This window comes from Parabacteroides sp. CH2-D42-20 (assembly GCF_003670185.1).
GTDB lineage: Bacteria > Bacteroidota > Bacteroidia > Bacteroidales > Tannerellaceae > Parabacteroides > Parabacteroides distasonis.
The window spans coordinates 40,229-55,995 of record NZ_RAYG01000023.1 but is presented as its reverse complement, the minus strand read 5'-3'; the positions used below and the strand labels follow the sequence as shown (position 1 = coordinate 55,995).

Below are 15,767 nucleotides of genomic sequence, written 5' to 3'. Positions count from 1 at the left end.
TTTTATACTTAGAGAAAAAGCGGGTTGTCGCCTACACTTCGTAAGGTATCGCCAGAGACCTATGCACACGTAGACAAGCAACCCGCAGATATAGCGAGGGCTTGTGCCTTGTGTGCTGTTAAAACTGGCGATTTCAACGAAGTAAGGCACTTCCAAAATTTTCACGATACAAATATAAGGTTTTTATCACATTTAAATCTCTTTAAAGCGTACTATTGATTTCTGTGAGATCATTATCTTTGTACGAAACATATCGGTGAAATTATGGACGAGAAAGTGCTCGAGAAATTGAAAATCTTGGCCGAGTCGGCAAAATATGACGTATCCTGCGCTTCCAGCGGAACCTCCCGTTCGCATAAGAGCGGGGCTATAGGAAGTGCCGCGGGATGGGGTATTTGCCATAGTTTCGCTGAGGACGGACGGTGTATCTCGCTTTTAAAGATCATGCTGACGAATTATTGTATGTATGATTGCGCCTACTGCATCAACCGGCGAAGTAATGATTTACCGAGAGCTACGCTTTCCGTTACCGAGTTGGTGAATCTTACGATCGAGTTTTACCGGCGTAATTACATTGAAGGATTGTTTTTAAGCTCCGGCGTGGTCCGAAACCCGGATTACACGATGGAACGGTTGGTGAGAGCCATCAAGGATTTGCGCCTCGTGCATCACTTCAATGGGTACATACATATGAAGAGTATCCCCGGAGCCAGCCAAGAATTGGTAAATGAGGCTGGGCTTTACGCCGATCGTTTAAGCGTGAATATAGAGATCCCGAATGAGGCGAGCTTGCGGACTCTAGCTCCGGAAAAGGATTTTAAAAGCGTATTTGCCCCTATGCGTTATATCCAACAAGGTGTATTACAAAGTGCCGAGGAACGCAAGCGTTTCCGGTATGCCCCGCAATTCGCTCCCGCCGGGCAAAGCACGCAGATGATCGTTGGCGCTACGGCGGATACCGACAAGGATATACTTCGTCTATCATCCGCCTTATATCAGAGACCTACGATGAAGCGTGTTTACTATTCGGGATTCATTCCGGTAAATGCGTATGATAACCGTCTTCCGGCACTTACCACGCCTCCGCTGGTCCGTGAGAATCGTTTATATCAAGCGGATTGGTTATTGCGTTTTTATCAATTCAAGGTAGATGAGATTGTCAATGACGCATATCCGGATCTGGATCTAGACGTGGACCCGAAGTTGGCTTGGGCCCTGCGGCATCCGGAGGTCTTCCCGGTAGATATCAATAAAGCGGATTACGAGATGCTTCTTCGGGTTCCGGGTATTGGCGTGAAATCGGCAAAGATCATAATCGTTTCCCGGCGTTACGCTAATCTCGGTTCAGAGCAGTTGAAGAAAATAGGAGTGGTCATGAAAAAGGCTAGCTATTTTATTACTTGCCGGGAACTCCCGACGCAGACCGTGAATGAGGTCAGCCCTGAAACCGTCCGGCAACTATTGACGAGAAAGAGCGGAAAGAAAGTAGACGATCGGCAGCTTATACTGCCTTTTATAGATTAACGCCTGTTTTATAAGAAGGATTGATAATGATTATATTTGTTTACGACAAGACTTTTGAGGGATTGCTTACCGCTGTATTCGATGCCTATTCCCGTCGAACTTTTCCGGATTTGTTAGTAACCGAGGGTGAGCCATTTCCATTGTTCTATGATGAGGCGATCCGGATTTATACGGACGACCGGAAAGCAGAACGGGTATGGAAAGGGCTTGAGAAGAAAATCTCCAAGTCTTCTCTTTCCGGGTTGACGGTAACTTGGTTGTCGGAATTACCGGAAGTAGACCTGTTGTTATTCAGATATATCCGCAAAGCGATCGACGCTCCAGCCACGATTGAGTTCAATCTTGGTGACCCGGACATATTGGAAACGGCCAAGATCTGGAAGAAAGTAAACAACGAACGCTTGCGAGTGATGCAATTCTTTCGTTTCCAAAAAGCGGCGGATGGAACTTACTTTGCTGCCATCGCACCTATATATAACGTATTACCTTTGGTATTACCTTATGCGCAAGACCGTTTCGCTGATCAGCAATGGCTCATTTACGACTTAAAAAGAGAGTATGGATATTATTATGATCTTAACGATACGATAGAAGTCCGTTTCGAAGAAAAAGATTCACATTTATTGACCGGATCGCTCAGTGAGGATATCATGGATAAGGATGAGAAACTTTTTCAAAGTATGTGGAAGGAGTATTTTAAGTCTATCGCTATCAAGGAGCGTTTAAACCCACGGCTTCATCGCCAACATATGCCGGCTCGTTTTTGGAAATATATGCCGGAGAAGAGATAATAGTATAATTGCTATTAATCAGCCAATTACAGTTTTTGTTAATTTCATTATCGAAAAACTAAAGTTTTTTCAGCAGGAAACTAGAGTTTCTCCATTGGAAAACTTTTGTTTCATCTAAGGAAAACTAAAATTTCGTGCTATAGAAAAAAATGTTTCTCTCATATAAAACCAGCCTGTTATTTAACGAAAAAGGGATGAACTTAATATCAAGTCCATCCCTTCTTATTACAATCAACACGTTTCTCTTATAGCTCACGAATCCAGATATTACGGAAGCTGATCGGCTCGCTAGGATCGCCATGGCTCTGCAGGATGATAGGGCCTGCGCCATGTTTCTTCACTTGCGGGAAACCGATCCACTCTGTCGTACCCAATATCGTCGTATGGTTCTGCAAAACCACGCCATTCTGGATAACCGTTACGGTTGGATGCGTGCGATAAGAACCATCTTCCTTGAAAGTGGGGGCGGTATAAATGATATCGTATACGTTCCATTCGCCCGGTTTACGCATGGCGTTGGCCAAAGGAATGGATTGTTTGTAGATACTACCAGTCTGGCCGTTCACGTAAGTCGGGTTATTGTAGCAGTCTAACACTTGAACCTCATACATCCCTTGCAGGAAAATACCGCTGTTACCTCTCGACTGGCTCTCACCGGTAATATTCGTCGGGACCTGCCACTCGATGTGCATCTGGAAATCGTTGAATTTCTGTTTGGTCTGGATATCACCCTTCTTCTTGTTTACGGTAAATACGCCATCTTTTACATCCCATTCGGCAGCACCGCCCTTTACGCTCTCCCAAGCGGAAAGATCCTTGCCGTCAAACAAAACGATAGCGTCGGAAGGAGCCGTGAAACCTCCACCTTTTAAGTCTGTACCCGGAGTGACAACGGGAGGAACCGGTTCGTAAAACTCGGACATCTCATGCGTGATACCGGCATAACCTGTAGGCATCTTGAACTCTTTTTTCTTGTCTTGAGCGACAACGGTAACGCAACCCGCTAAAGCGAAAGCCGCAACTGTAAGCAATCTTTTGTTCATGGTCTAAAATGATTTATTAGTTAGTTAACATTTCTTGCTGCAAATATACCGTTTTTTGCCGAGACTGATAACGATTTGTCAGAAATCTTATTGATTATGATCAAATAATCTTTTCTCGGCCAACTGCTCAAACTTGGTGTTCGGACGACCGTAATTGCAATACGGATAAATACTTATACCGCCTCTCGGTGTGAATATACCAGTAACTTCGATATATTTCGGATCCATTAATTTTATCAAGTCCTTCATGATAATATTCACGCAATCCTCATGAAACGCCCCATGGTTGCGGAAGCTGAATAAGTAAAGCTTCAAGCTCTTGCTCTCTACCATTTTCACGTCGGGGATATAATCGATATGAATCGTAGCGAAATCCGGTTGTCCGGTAATCGGGCAGAGACTGGTGAATTCCGGGCAATTAAACCGTACCCAATAATCATTTCCTTGATGCTTGTTCGTAAATGCCTCCAATACCTCCGGAGCGTAATCCTGTTTATATACGGTAGAGCCACCTAATAAGTGCAACTCTCCTTCTTGTTTTCTCTCGTCCATTTCTTTCATTTACTTTTGATTCTCTTCTTTCCTTTTCAGGTATTTCTCCAATCCGTCCTTGCGAAGTTTGCAAGCGGGGCAATGCCCACATCCCTCAGCCATAACACCGTTATAGCAAGTCAGCGTCTGTGTACGTACTAGATCAAAGACTCCCAGCTCGTCCGACAATTCCCAGACTTCGCTCTTATCCCGGTCCATAAGCGGGGTATGAATTACGAATTGCTCATCCATCGCCAGATTTAATGTTACGTTAAGAGAACGCACGAACGTATCCCGGCAATCCGGATAACCACTATAATCAGCCTCGGAGACACCCGTTACCAAATGATAAATCCCCTTACCACGGGCTAAGATAGCGGCGAAAGTAAGGAATACCATATTACGGCCGGGCACAAACGTATTCGGATAGCTATCCTCCGGCTTCTCTTGATCCATCTCTATGCTCGCATTCGTAAGCGAGCAATTGGGATCTAACTGGCTGATAAGCGATACGTCCAATAACTGAAAAGGTACGTCCGCATCCGCAGCGATCTTTCGAGCGACCTCTATTTCCAAGGAATGTTTCTGTCCGTATGTGAAGCATACGGCCTCTACACGTGAAAAATGCTTCTTCGCCCAGAAAAGGCAAGTCGTGGAATCTTGTCCACCCGAGAAGCATACCAAAGCGGCATCTTGTTGTTTCATATCTTTCTTGTTTTTAATACGTGGTTTAGCAAGCACACGGAAAAGACATCTTTTCAGCCACAAAGATACGCTTTTTTTTAATTCTTTCGAGCGGCGATAAGTAACATCATCGGACGGCGAAGTTCGTCTCGCATCCCGGGAACCGTATCCAGCATCGATTCGTCCGGTTGAGGCTCCACCAGATGGGTGATACAGAAACCCGCCTTGATCAATCCGTTCACGTAAGTCGTAAGTGTCTTATGATATTTGGTTACATCCTCTCCCAAAAAACGAGCATGCCGGACTCCCTCTTGAAAATAATAATCCACCGGCCAATGCGCAGGTTTCCCTTCCGAATCGTAAATCCAATCTTGATTGCCATAAGCAGTAAAAACGGGATGTTCCACAGAGAAGACAAAGACACCCTCTTGCGTTAAACATTTATATACCTCTGTACAAACCGTATCGAACGACTCGAGATAATGGAATGTCAAGGAGCTGATCACGATGTCAAAAGAATTTGGAGCAAAATCAAAATCCTCGATTGCTATTCTTTTATATTCGATCAACGGGGAGGGATTTATCTCCCGTGCCTTGTCTAACATCTTCCCGGAAAGGTCAATGCCTAAAGCGAAGGTCGCCCCTCGCTCTATGGCATATCGACAATGCCAGCCAAAACCACACCCTAAATCCAATACACGCTTTCCGTTAAAATCAGGCAACATCTTCTTTAGCTCATGCCATTCTCCTGCTCCTCTCAGCCCTTGTACAGAGCGAGACATCTGACTGTATTGACCGAAAAAGCGTTCATCATCATACTTATTTTCTTTCATATTATATATTGTAGGGATATCTTGGCCGAAGATACTTATTTTTCGTAGATACCGACATGATTTCCTTCGCTATCTTCTAAAACGGCGAAGTATCCTTTATTTTCCGCTTCAATCTTTGTCTTGGGTATAATAATTTTACCCCCTTTATCCAATACTTTAGATAAAGTGTCCTCGATATCTTGGCTATTAAAATGGATTAAGATACCATCCGGCGAAGGTTGATAACTAGGAGCGTAGAACAAAGCCCCAACCACTTCTCCTTGCTCGATAAAACAAGCCATCTTCTCTGTCTCACACTCGAAAACCGATAGTTTTAACCCCAAAATAGTTTCATAGAAATTGATCGCTCGATAAAAGTCTACAGTTGGAATCTCGAAAAAAGCAATTAAATTGTTCATTTTGTTTTCTTTTTATAGTTACTGTTAATGTCCTCGCGAAGACATCACAAAAGTAGAGCGTATCGTATCTATAGGATAGAAGAAAAAGGACATCTTGATCACTCCGAGAAATAATCAGAATAAGGAGCGCATAAGGAAAGATACTCTGTGGGTGTATAGCCGGAAAACAGCTTAAACTCTTTTATCATATGTGACTGATCTGAAAACCCACATTCATAAGCTAATTGAGCGAATGAAATGGATGGATTCTGTTGTACCTTAAATAAAGCCCGTTGCATCCTAACGATACGAAGAAACTCTTTGGGCGTAGCTCCTACATAATCTAAGAAAATGCGGTTGAACTGTTTAGAACTTAGGCATGCGGTTTCAGATAACTCAGAAATATTAGTTTTCGCTTGTTCATTTATTTGATGGAGGACTGCGGATATTCGCTTTAAGTTATATTCATAGCCTTCAAACCTATAAAGACGGTGAATCAAAAACTGCTCGATCAAGCGGATGCAAGTTTCATGATCATCAGCCTCTATCACTTTTCTGGATAATATTGATAATTCCAAATCTGCTATAGCATCCACCGCTATAAGTTCTCCATAAAAGAACTTAAGGGGGAGTTGAAGGATGGCTCTTGCCGCGTACGGCTGAAAAACAATCGTGATCATTTCAATCTTTCCGGCTGACATCACATCTGAAAAGTTGAGGCATTGCCCACAGATGAACGCTTGAGGCTGCGATTCTTTTTTTCCTACTAATAAAAGCCTTTTACCCCTATGAAATACTAATTGTATGCAGCCCGTTGGTAAAGTCCGTTCAGATACAGAAACATCCGCGCCATCTTCCAGTATCCAATAATATCTCACATAAGGAGTTAATATATGAATAGGCTTTATTATTTTAAATGACTGCATCTTATAGAATTTAATTTATCGGGGCAAAGGTAAATAACCCCTAATCAATTCTATAGTAAAAAAGAGACATTTCATATTAATACTGCGACATTAAGCTTCAATCAACTATTTTTGGGTATATTCAAAACTGTAGTATGCTTGATTTCATTAAGCACAAAAGAGCTTTGCATCTTCACGATGCCATGAACCTTGGTTAATTTCTCGAACACAAATTGATTATAGGCATCTAAATCCTTAAGAACCACTTTGACAAAGAAATCATAAATACCTCCCGTCGAGTAACATTCCATTATTTCATCGATATTCCGTATTTCTTCTTTGAAGCGTTCGATATGCTCATCATCGTGTACAGCTAAAGATACATTACAGAAAATGATCAAGGGTAATCCTATTTTTTTATTGTCGACCAATGCCACATATCCTTTTATATATCCTTCGTTTTCTAAACGTTTGATTCGTTCGTAAATAGGAGTCTTGGAGATATGAAGTTTCTCAGAAAGCTCTTTTGCATTGATCTTCGCGTCCTTTTGCAAAGAATGAAGAATTTCAATATCTGTCTCATCAAGTAGTGCCATAGTTTTTTTTCCTGTTTTATTTGATTTAATATCCCCGAATTAGAATTATAGAATGCAAAACAGGACAAAAATAGGAAAATTATCGTATTTAAGCTTGACGTATAGGAAAACAATCTTCTTTAAATAACTTTGCAGCAAATAAAAATCTAATTCTAACACAATTATGTTTAAAAGTAAAGATCTTCTGTATCATAGTATCGCCATATTGACAGTCATTATATGGGGAACAACGTTTGTCTCCACAAAAATACTGATTAATACAGGATTATCACCGGTTGAGATATTGTTATACCGTTTCGTGCTTGCGTATTTTTGTATTTTGACTATAGCGCATCGACGGTTGTGGGCTAATTGCGTAAAAGATGAATTCTTATTGTTCTTGTCTGGATTATGTGGTGGTTCCCTATACTTCATAGCGGAGAATACGGCACTGGGCATCACATTGGCTTCCAACGTTTCATTATTGATTTGTACAGCACCGATCATTACAACGGTATTGTCTCACCTATTTTATAAAGAATCTCTTAGGAAAGGACTGTTATATGGATCTTTAGTTGCCTTATTTGGAGTCGGATTAGTTGTTTTCAACGGCAGTGTTCTTTTAAAAGTAAATCCACTTGGTGATTTTCTCACTTTAGTTGCCGCTACGATGTGGGCTTTTTACTGCCTTATCCTAAAGCGTTTGAGTCGTTCTTATCCCACCTTGTTTATTACACGCAAAGTATTTTTCTATGGGATACTTTCTCTTTTCTTCTATTTTGTGATCTACCCTTTAAATATCAAACTAGAGTTATTGAAACTGCCAGTCGTATATTTAAATATATTATTTCTGGGTGTCATCGCCTCAATGCTTTGTTATATCATGTGGAATACGGCAGTCAGAGCCCTCGGAGCATCAAAAACAGCCAATTATATTTACATTGTCCCTCTGGTCACCTTGATAACTTCTGCGATTTTTCTATCAGAAACTATTACGATAGCTTCTGGTATTGGCGCTTTAGCCATTATTAGTGGAGTTTATATCGCAGAGAGGTAAAAATAAAGAAGGGTTACTCATATGAGTAACCCTTTGATTTTCAGTGGTGCCACCAGGAATCGAACCGGGGACACAAGGATTTTCAGTCCTTTGCTCTACCAACTGAGCTATGGCACCATCATGTCGTTTTGTATATCGTTGTTTCGATTACGGGTGCAAAGGTAGGTATTATTTTTAATCCAGCAAATGTTTTGAAAGAAAAATTCACAGGACAGTAAATTATCTATTTTTCCTGCAAAAAAATCCACTTTTCTCTTGCAAGTTCAAAAACAATGTGTACCTTTGCACCCGTAATCGAGACAACGATACAACAAAACAAAAAACGGGATGTAGCACAGTTGGCTAGCGCGCCACGTTCGGGACGTGGAGGTCGGAAGTTCGAGTCTTCTCATCCCGACTCATCAAAAAGGCAAGAATCTTGAAAGAGATCTTGCCTTTCTTTTTTCAATCCTATTAATATCTAATGAATAACAAAAGGTATCAACATATATTGTTCGATCTGGACGGTACATTAACCGATCCTATGATTGGTATTACCAGTTCTGTAAAGTACGCCCTCTCCTATTTCAATATAGAAGTAGAAGATTTACGATCTTTATGCCCTTTCATCGGGCCACCATTAAAAACATCCTTTAAGGACTTCTATCAGTTTACAGATGAGCAAGCAGATGTAGCCATTGCTAAATACCGGGAATATTTTTCAAAACAAGGTATTTTCGAGAATACCCTGTATCAAGGTATTGATGAATTACTCCGTTTGCTTACCGAAAACGAAATGAAAATCTACTTAGCCACCTCAAAGCCGCAACCCTTCGCTCAACAAATTCTAGAATATTTCCACTTAGAATCTTATTTTACATTTGTTGGAGGAAGCACATTCGACGGAAGCCGTTCCGAAAAAGCGGATGTAATACAATATGTATTAGACAGCACCGATATAAAAACACGGTCTGACGTAGTCATGATCGGTGATCGTAAATATGATATAGAAGGGGCCAAAGCGAATAACATAGATTCAATAGGAGTCCTTTACGGCTACGGGGATGAAGAAGAACTAGCGAATGCCGGAGCAAACAAAATCGTTACTGATATAAAAGAACTATCATCTTTCCTTCTAACAGGGAATATCCCCATATAGAAAGCTTAAGCAGATCTATAAATCACATTAAAAATAAACATCAGCAATAAAGAGAATGAAATATTTGGAAAGCTCGGCTTCAACCGGGCTACCAATTTTTCTATAGCGATCTTCATCTGTACACGAACCGTACTCTCTTGAACCGATAATATTTCCGCGATCTCCTTCGTTTTCAATCCCTCCTCACGAGACATCAAAAACACAAGACGGCATTTCTCAGGAAGTTCGTCAATCGCTTTATCAAGCATCTCTCTCATCTCTTTTAACTCCAAATGCTCCTCCGGAGAACCCTCATCTTCCTCTTCCATTAATGGCAACAACTCATTTAAAGAAACCCTATTCAAGTCTTTATTCCTTGCTTGAAAACGAAAAGACTCGTTACGTACGGAAATATATAAATAAGTATCTATATTATCAATCTCCTTTAATCGTTTCCGAGATTGCCAGACCGAGAAAAAAACATCTGTCACAACTTCACGGCATGCCTCCTTCTCGCCTAAACAATAATAAGCGAAGCGAAAAACCTGATCATAATATAAATTATAAAAACGTTCGAAAGCTCCCCTGTTATCTACCGACACAGATTCAAGCAACCCTTTGATATCTCGCACAAAAACTCCCACTCCTTTTTCTTTGATTTGGCAAACATACTAAATATAATCTAAATGCCTTTTTAAAAAGCAGACTATTTTTTCTCATATTTTACTTGCATATTCAAATTATTAAACTACTTTTGCACCCGCAATACGGAAGTAGCTCAGTCGGTAGAGCACTGGTCTCCAAAACCAGGTGTCGGGAGTTCGAGCCTCTCCTTCCGTGCGTGAGCGGCAACACTATGAATATGTGTTGCCGCTTTTTATTATTCTCCTTCTCTTCCCATTGCGATAAAAAAGCGTAAATAAGACAACATTTTTCGTTAAAGAGACTATTTTTTCTTTCAATATATAAAGGAATATACTACTTTTATTGCCGATTTTAAATCTAATTGAGACTTAGTGTAAATCGTATACCATAGAAACAGATGACAACTAACAAATTTTCAAATCGATACTCGTCTGAGAGGAAAAAGTATTTTTTCAAAAGTAAGGCGTTTATCCTGTTCCTCGGATTATTTTTGGGAGCTGGGATTATGATCGCCCTTTATAAAACATCTGTATATTTCTCGACAGATGAATCTTGTATGATGTGCCACGTGCATCCTCACGTAGAAAACAGTTGGAAACTTTCCAAGCATGTAAATAATGGAAGTGGCGTTAAGACACATTGCGTAGCTTGTCACCTCCCACCCCAAACAAATACTTGGAAACATTATAGCGCAAAGGCTAAATTGGGTATGAAAGATGTTTGGTCATACTTGACTAAAGACAGTGCGGATTTCAATTGGGAAACTAAGTCCGAGTTGGAACACGCCGTTAAATATATCCCCAATGAATCTTGTAAGGAGTGCCATCAGAACTTATTCCCCGAAGGAATTACCGATGATGGTGTAACGGCACATTTATATTATGATGAGAATGAGAAAAAGCTAGATCTACAATGTATTAGTTGCCATTTGGATGCAGGACATTACAATCCGAACTACAATCACTCCAAGATGGTTGGTATACCAGGACAAAATACATCCGGGGCATCTTCGGATACCAGCTTGTTTTTTAAGGAACCAACTACAGTTACCTCTTTCACCGACTATGTAGAACAAATTCCCGGAACAATGGTCTCATTCAAGATGATTGCTATCCCCGGAGGTTCATTCAAAATGGGTAGTGAGGAAAAAGAGGCATTTCATAAAGCAGATGAGTCGCCTGTACACAACGTAACTGTCAGTCCGTTTTTCATGGCTGAGATCGAGGTGACTTGGGATCAATACTGGGCTTTCTATGGGAATACGATGAGTGAGGGCCGTACCCCTCCAGAGACCGTATACGCAAATAACAGTAATCCGAATGTCGATGCCATCTCCGGTCCGACACCTCCGTTCGGTTTTCCGGATCAAGGCTGGGGTGGTGGAGATCGCCCGGCTATTACAATGACTCATTATGCGGCCGAGACTTTCTGCCAATGGTTATCCAAGAAAACAGGAAAGACTTATCGTTTACCGACCGAGGCGGAATGGGAATATGCGGCACGTGGCGGCACGGAAACGCCTTATTTCTTTACGGGCAATCCAAAAGATTTCTCCGATCAAGGCTTTTGGCGTAAATTTTTCGACGCTAAGACTGATAGTATAGGTTCTTATGTGATTTATAGCAAGAACAGCAAAAACAAGACGCAAGAACCGGATTTAGTAAAAGCCAATCCCTTTGGTTTAAAGAATATGTTGGGTAATGTCATGGAATATTGTGCCGACAAGTATGATCCTGAAGCTTACGCTAAAAGCGGAAGTAGCGCCACAGATCCATTGGTTACCGAAGGTACTGAGTGGGTAGTGAGAGGCGGTAATTACACCTCCGATGCGGCAGATCTTCGCTGCGCTTCCCGTGATTATACCAAACATGAAGCTTGGTTAAAAACCGATCCGCAACAACCGAAGAGTATCTGGTGGTACTCCGATATCAGAGGAATCGGTTTCCGTGTTGTATGTGAACCTAATAAATAGTGTCTAAAAAAATAATATCATGAAAAAAGAGAACAGCATTAGCAGAAGATCATTTCTGAAAAGTTCAGCCCTAGCGGGTGCGCTTGGAGCAATTGGAACAGGTAGTACAGTTGGTGTATTAACTTCTTGTGGTGGAGGTGAAAGTGCGAACGCAATAAAGCCTTTGAAAGAACCCGGTACTTATTACGTGCCCGAATTACCAGATCTGGCGACTGATGGAAAAGAACTAAAAGCTGGTGTAATCGGTTGTGGCGGACGTGGTTCCGGAGCCGCTTTTAACTTCTTGAACGCTGCAAACGGCGTTACGATCGTGGCTTTAGGAGATACGTTCCAAGAACGTGTCGATGATTTGGCAAAGAAATTAAAAGATGAGAAAGGAATTGATGTACCGGCTGATAAACGTTTCGTCGGCTTGGATGCGTACAAACAAGTGATTGATAGCGGCGTAGATGTAGTGATCGTCGCCACTCCTCCCGTATTCCGTCCAGTTCATTTCCAATACGCCACAGAAAAGGGCAAACATTCCTTCTTAGAGAAACCTATATGTGTTGATCCGGTTGGTTACCGTACCATTATGGCTACCGCAAAACAAGCTGCGGCAAAGAACTTATGTGTCGTAACCGGTACTCAACGCCATCACCAACGCAGTTATGTCGAGTCTTACAAGAAGATCATGGAAGGATTGATCGGTGAGATCACGGGCGGTACGGTTTACTGGAATCAGAATATGCTTTGGTATCGGGATCGTCAACCGGGATGGAACGATTGCGAATATATGATCAAGGACTGGGTAAACTGGAAATGGCTTTCCGGCGACCATATCGTAGAGCAACACGTACATAATATAGATGTATTCACTTGGTTCAGCGGCTTAAAACCAGTCAAGGCTGTAGGTTTCGGTTCTCGCCACCGTCGTATCACTGGCGACCAATATGATAACTTCAGCGTTGATTTCACAATGGAAAATGGTATCCATATGCATAGTATGTGCCGCCAGATAGATGGTTGTGCAAATAATGTAAGCGAATTCATCCAAGGAACCAAGGGATCATGGAGCAGTGACACGATGGAGATCAAGGATTTGGCAGGAAACGTTATCTGGAAATATGATAGCGAGGCCGAAAAAGCGAACTTCAAGCAAACTGACCCGTATACATTAGAGCATGTAAACTGGATCAACTGCATCCGTGGTGGTAAACAAATCGAGCAAGCTTCTGAAACTGCTATCTCCAATATGGCCGCAATCATGGGTCGTGAGTCCGCTTACACGGGTGCCGAGACCACTTGGGATGCCATGACTGCCTCTGCATTGGATTACACTCCGAAAGATTTGAACTTAGGAAAGATGGATATGAGCGGCTTCGTCGTTCCTGTTCCGGGTAAACCAATCGACAAGAAATAATCCAGACTGTTTATGACATTAAATAGAAGAAACTTTTTAAGAACCTCCTTATCCGGCGCTGCTTTAGCGGTAGGAAGTACGGCCTTGGCCTCCTGCTCTTCCAAGCCGGCAAACACTGCCGAAGGAGAAAAAGGAAGCGACAAGCCCGGCAAGGACCTTGAATTAAAACTTTCTTTCCAAGAGGGAATCGCCCCGGGTGAAAGTTTGAACGAGAAACTTGATTTCATGGAGAAATTGGGCGTTGTAGGTTTTGAGCCGGGTGGCGGAGGATTAGCCAGCCGGGTAAACGAGATCAAGCAAGCCTTAAACGGACGTAATATCAAAGTGAGTGCCATTTGCGCCGGCTTCAAAGGCTTTATTCTTTCTACCGATCCAGCCATCCGCAAGGAATGCATGGATACGATGAAAGAGATCATCGCCGCAGCCGGTGAATTAGGTTCTACGGGCGTGATTATCGTCCCTGCCTTTAATGGTCAAGTCCCCGCCTTGCCTCATACGATGGAGACACGGGATTTCCTTTGCGAGCAATTCAACGAGATGGGAACTTTCGCCGCCCAGCATGGGACTAGCGTCATCTTTGAACCTTTGAACCGAAAAGAGTGTTTTTATCTACGTCAAGTAGCCGACGCCGCCTCTTTATGCCGGGATATCAATAATCCGGGTGTACGTTGCATGGGCGACTTCTGGCATATGACATGGGAAGAGACCTCTGATATGGGAGCCTTTATCTCCGGTGGAGAGTATCTCCAACACGTACACGTGGCCAGCCGCAAACGTCGCAGCATGCCGGGTGAGGATGGAGATGCCGATAACTATATCAATGGCTTCAAGGGATTGAAAATGATTGGTTATAACAACTACGTAAGTTTCGAGTGCGGATGTCAAGGAGACCGTAACGTGGTAGTCCCCGCCGCCGTCAAGTTATTACGTGAACAATGGGAACAAGCTTGATAAGATGCCTTTAGTATACCCAAATATGCAATTGAGTGAGGTGGTGGAAGAACACCCCTCACTCATTCCCGTAATCAACCGGTTTGGGATTCGTCTCGGGCTTGGCGACAAATCGGTGAAGACGCTCTGTGAAGAACATTTGCTGGATACGGACTTTTTATTGACAGTGATCAATACCTTCCTCAACGAGGAGTATTTTCCGGAGAAGAAGTTACAAACTTTCCATACATCGCAGATCATTGATTACCTGACAAAGACGAACCAATACTATTTACGTTATCAGCTTCCCAATATAGAACGCCATCTAGGTTCCTTTATCTCGATGAGTACGCCCGGCAATCCTACTCTTGGGTTGATAGGACGCTTCTTCTCCTCGTTCAAGGAAGAACTCATCGCCCGCATTGAGAAAGATGATAAGATATGGTTTCCCTACTGCATGTCGTTAAGTAAAAAGCTGGGAAAAGAACCGGCGGGAACGATCGATGGATTGCAAATCACCTCCGAGCAACGTACGGAAGATACCATCGAGGCCCTTTTAGCCGACTTAAAAAGTATCATGGTCAAGCATCTTTCGGGAGATTACGACGAGAATTTATGTTATGCCGTCCTCTTCTCCATCTGTAGTCTGGAGAAAGATATCAAACAACACAACCGGATCCGGTATCGAATCCTTACCCCCATGGTCTCGGCCATGGAAAAATTATGTATCTAACGATCTGAAATGCATCGAAACAAACAAATAGCGATCATACTGTCTGATACTCTAAGAAGTATTGGGCTGCAAAGCTTGCTGACCGACTACTTCCCTCCGGTAGAGGTTTGCTATTTTCCAAATTTCGAGATGCTTTCCTCCACAGGAAGCGACACCTACGATTACTATTTCACCGATTCAGATACCCTTGTGCTCAACGCAGATTTCTTCCTCCCGAGAAGGAACAAGACCGCCATCCTCATCGACAGCACCGAAGAACACGGGGCACTCTCGTCTACGAACCGTATCACGTTACGTTCCTCCCAAGAGACCATTATCGAGCAATTGCAACAATTATTTACGAGCGACAGCTCCGGCAACACCACTACCGAAAACAACAAGGACCTATCCAGCCGTGAGGTAGACGTACTTCAACTGATCGTAAAAGGCATCACGAATAAAGAGATCGCCGATAAGTTGAACATCAGCCTGAACACCGTCCTCACCCATCGTAAGAACATCACCGCCAAGCTGGGCATCAAGACCGTATCCGGCCTCACCTTTTACGCCATCATGAACGGGATCATCTCCGGCGACGATATCGAACTATAGCGAAGCCAACAAACCAGCTTTCAAAATCACTACATCTAGTGATTGACCATCCTGTTT

Annotated in this window: 17 protein-coding genes and 3 tRNA genes; 11 read left to right on the top strand and 9 right to left on the bottom strand. The window is 42.5% G+C overall.

From position 1 onward, the window contains the following. Positions 1-264 precede the first annotated feature (264 nt). A complete protein-coding gene (locus tag D7V92_RS14320) occupies positions 265-1,524 on the top strand; it encodes a putative DNA modification/repair radical SAM protein (protein ID WP_022193167.1) in 1,260 nt (419 codons plus the stop codon). Positions 1,525-1,550: 26 nt separating this feature from the next. Beyond that, positions 1,551-2,315 (top strand): TIGR03915 family putative DNA repair protein, encoded by a 765-nt coding sequence (locus tag D7V92_RS14315; RefSeq protein WP_008772536.1) that lies wholly within the window; start codon positions 1,551-1,553, stop codon positions 2,313-2,315. Between the two features lie 245 nt (positions 2,316-2,560). Here D7V92_RS14315 and D7V92_RS14310 read toward each other — a convergent pair whose 3' ends face one another. From D7V92_RS14310 to D7V92_RS14280, 7 genes are all read right to left on the bottom strand, one after another. After that, positions 2,561-3,358, bottom strand: a complete 798-nt coding sequence (locus D7V92_RS14310; RefSeq protein WP_005858436.1) for a DUF1080 domain-containing protein — start codon at positions 3,356-3,358, stop codon at positions 2,561-2,563. Between the two features lie 87 nt (positions 3,359-3,445). Next, positions 3,446-3,910 (bottom strand): preQ(1) synthase, encoded by a 465-nt coding sequence (gene queF / locus D7V92_RS14305; protein WP_005868655.1) that lies wholly within the window; start codon positions 3,908-3,910, stop codon positions 3,446-3,448. 9 nt (positions 3,911-3,919) lie between these two features. Next, on the bottom strand, positions 3,920-4,594 hold the full coding sequence (gene queC / locus D7V92_RS14300; RefSeq protein ID WP_005858432.1) for a 7-cyano-7-deazaguanine synthase QueC: 675 nt from the start codon (positions 4,592-4,594) through the stop codon (positions 3,920-3,922). Between the two features lie 77 nt (positions 4,595-4,671). Continuing rightward, positions 4,672-5,406 (bottom strand): bifunctional 2-polyprenyl-6-hydroxyphenol methylase/3-demethylubiquinol 3-O-methyltransferase UbiG, encoded by a 735-nt coding sequence (locus tag D7V92_RS14295; protein ID WP_121773145.1) that lies wholly within the window; start codon positions 5,404-5,406, stop codon positions 4,672-4,674. A 35-nt stretch (positions 5,407-5,441) separates the two neighbouring features. After that, positions 5,442-5,804 (bottom strand): VOC family protein, encoded by a 363-nt coding sequence (locus D7V92_RS14290; protein ID WP_005858428.1) that lies wholly within the window; start codon positions 5,802-5,804, stop codon positions 5,442-5,444. Positions 5,805-5,902: 98 nt separating this feature from the next. Then, the gene (locus D7V92_RS14285; protein WP_121773144.1) at positions 5,903-6,709 is read right to left on the bottom strand and encodes a helix-turn-helix domain-containing protein; all 807 of its coding nucleotides are present in this window, start codon (positions 6,707-6,709) and stop codon (positions 5,903-5,905) included. A 101-nt stretch (positions 6,710-6,810) separates the two neighbouring features. After that, positions 6,811-7,284, bottom strand: coding sequence for an Lrp/AsnC family transcriptional regulator (locus D7V92_RS14280; RefSeq protein ID WP_005858424.1), 474 nt, complete (start codon positions 7,282-7,284; stop codon positions 6,811-6,813). 163 nt (positions 7,285-7,447) lie between these two features. Between D7V92_RS14280 and D7V92_RS14275 the strand changes: the two genes are divergently transcribed. Continuing rightward, the gene (locus D7V92_RS14275) at positions 7,448-8,320 is read left to right on the top strand and encodes a DMT family transporter (RefSeq protein WP_036614751.1); all 873 of its coding nucleotides are present in this window, start codon (positions 7,448-7,450) and stop codon (positions 8,318-8,320) included. Between the two features lie 44 nt (positions 8,321-8,364). Here D7V92_RS14275 and D7V92_RS14270 read toward each other — a convergent pair. Then, positions 8,365-8,437: transfer RNA gene (locus D7V92_RS14270), tRNA-Phe, on the bottom strand. 206 nt (positions 8,438-8,643) lie between these two features. Between D7V92_RS14270 and D7V92_RS14265 the strand changes: the two genes are divergently transcribed. Further along, positions 8,644-8,717 (top strand) — tRNA-Pro (locus D7V92_RS14265). 66 nt (positions 8,718-8,783) lie between these two features. Continuing rightward, entirely contained in the window at positions 8,784-9,458 is a 675-nt protein-coding gene (locus D7V92_RS14260; protein ID WP_036616098.1) for an HAD family hydrolase, read from the top strand. 5 nt (positions 9,459-9,463) lie between these two features. Here the strand turns inward: D7V92_RS14260 and D7V92_RS14255 are convergent, their stop codons facing one another. Further along, positions 9,464-10,069: an RNA polymerase sigma-70 factor gene (locus D7V92_RS14255; RefSeq protein ID WP_036616101.1), complete on the bottom strand. Its 606-nt coding sequence runs from the start codon at positions 10,067-10,069 to the stop codon at positions 9,464-9,466. A gap of 135 nt (positions 10,070-10,204) precedes the next feature. Between D7V92_RS14255 and D7V92_RS14250 the strand changes: the two genes are divergently transcribed. The 6 genes from D7V92_RS14250 to D7V92_RS14225 all read left to right on the top strand — a co-directional run bounded on the left by D7V92_RS14250 (position 10,205) and on the right by D7V92_RS14225 (position 15,710). After that, positions 10,205-10,277 (top strand) — tRNA-Trp (locus tag D7V92_RS14250). A 202-nt stretch (positions 10,278-10,479) separates the two neighbouring features. After that, positions 10,480-12,054, top strand: a complete 1,575-nt coding sequence (locus tag D7V92_RS14245) for an SUMF1/EgtB/PvdO family nonheme iron enzyme (RefSeq protein WP_121773143.1) — start codon at positions 10,480-10,482, stop codon at positions 12,052-12,054. 19 nt (positions 12,055-12,073) lie between these two features. Then, positions 12,074-13,456, top strand: coding sequence for a Gfo/Idh/MocA family oxidoreductase (locus D7V92_RS14240; RefSeq protein WP_005858713.1), 1,383 nt, complete (start codon positions 12,074-12,076; stop codon positions 13,454-13,456). Positions 13,457-13,468: 12 nt separating this feature from the next. Then, on the top strand, positions 13,469-14,407 hold the full coding sequence (locus tag D7V92_RS14235) for a sugar phosphate isomerase/epimerase (protein ID WP_121773142.1): 939 nt from the start codon (positions 13,469-13,471) through the stop codon (positions 14,405-14,407). 25 nt (positions 14,408-14,432) lie between these two features. After that, entirely contained in the window at positions 14,433-15,119 is a 687-nt protein-coding gene (locus D7V92_RS14230) for a helix-turn-helix transcriptional regulator (RefSeq protein WP_121773141.1), read from the top strand. A 9-nt stretch (positions 15,120-15,128) separates the two neighbouring features. Next, positions 15,129-15,710 carry a LuxR C-terminal-related transcriptional regulator gene (locus D7V92_RS14225; RefSeq protein ID WP_012056204.1) on the top strand — a complete coding sequence of 194 codons (582 nt, stop codon included), beginning with the start codon at positions 15,129-15,131 and terminating at the stop codon, positions 15,708-15,710. The last annotated feature ends 57 nt before the right edge of the window (positions 15,711-15,767 follow it).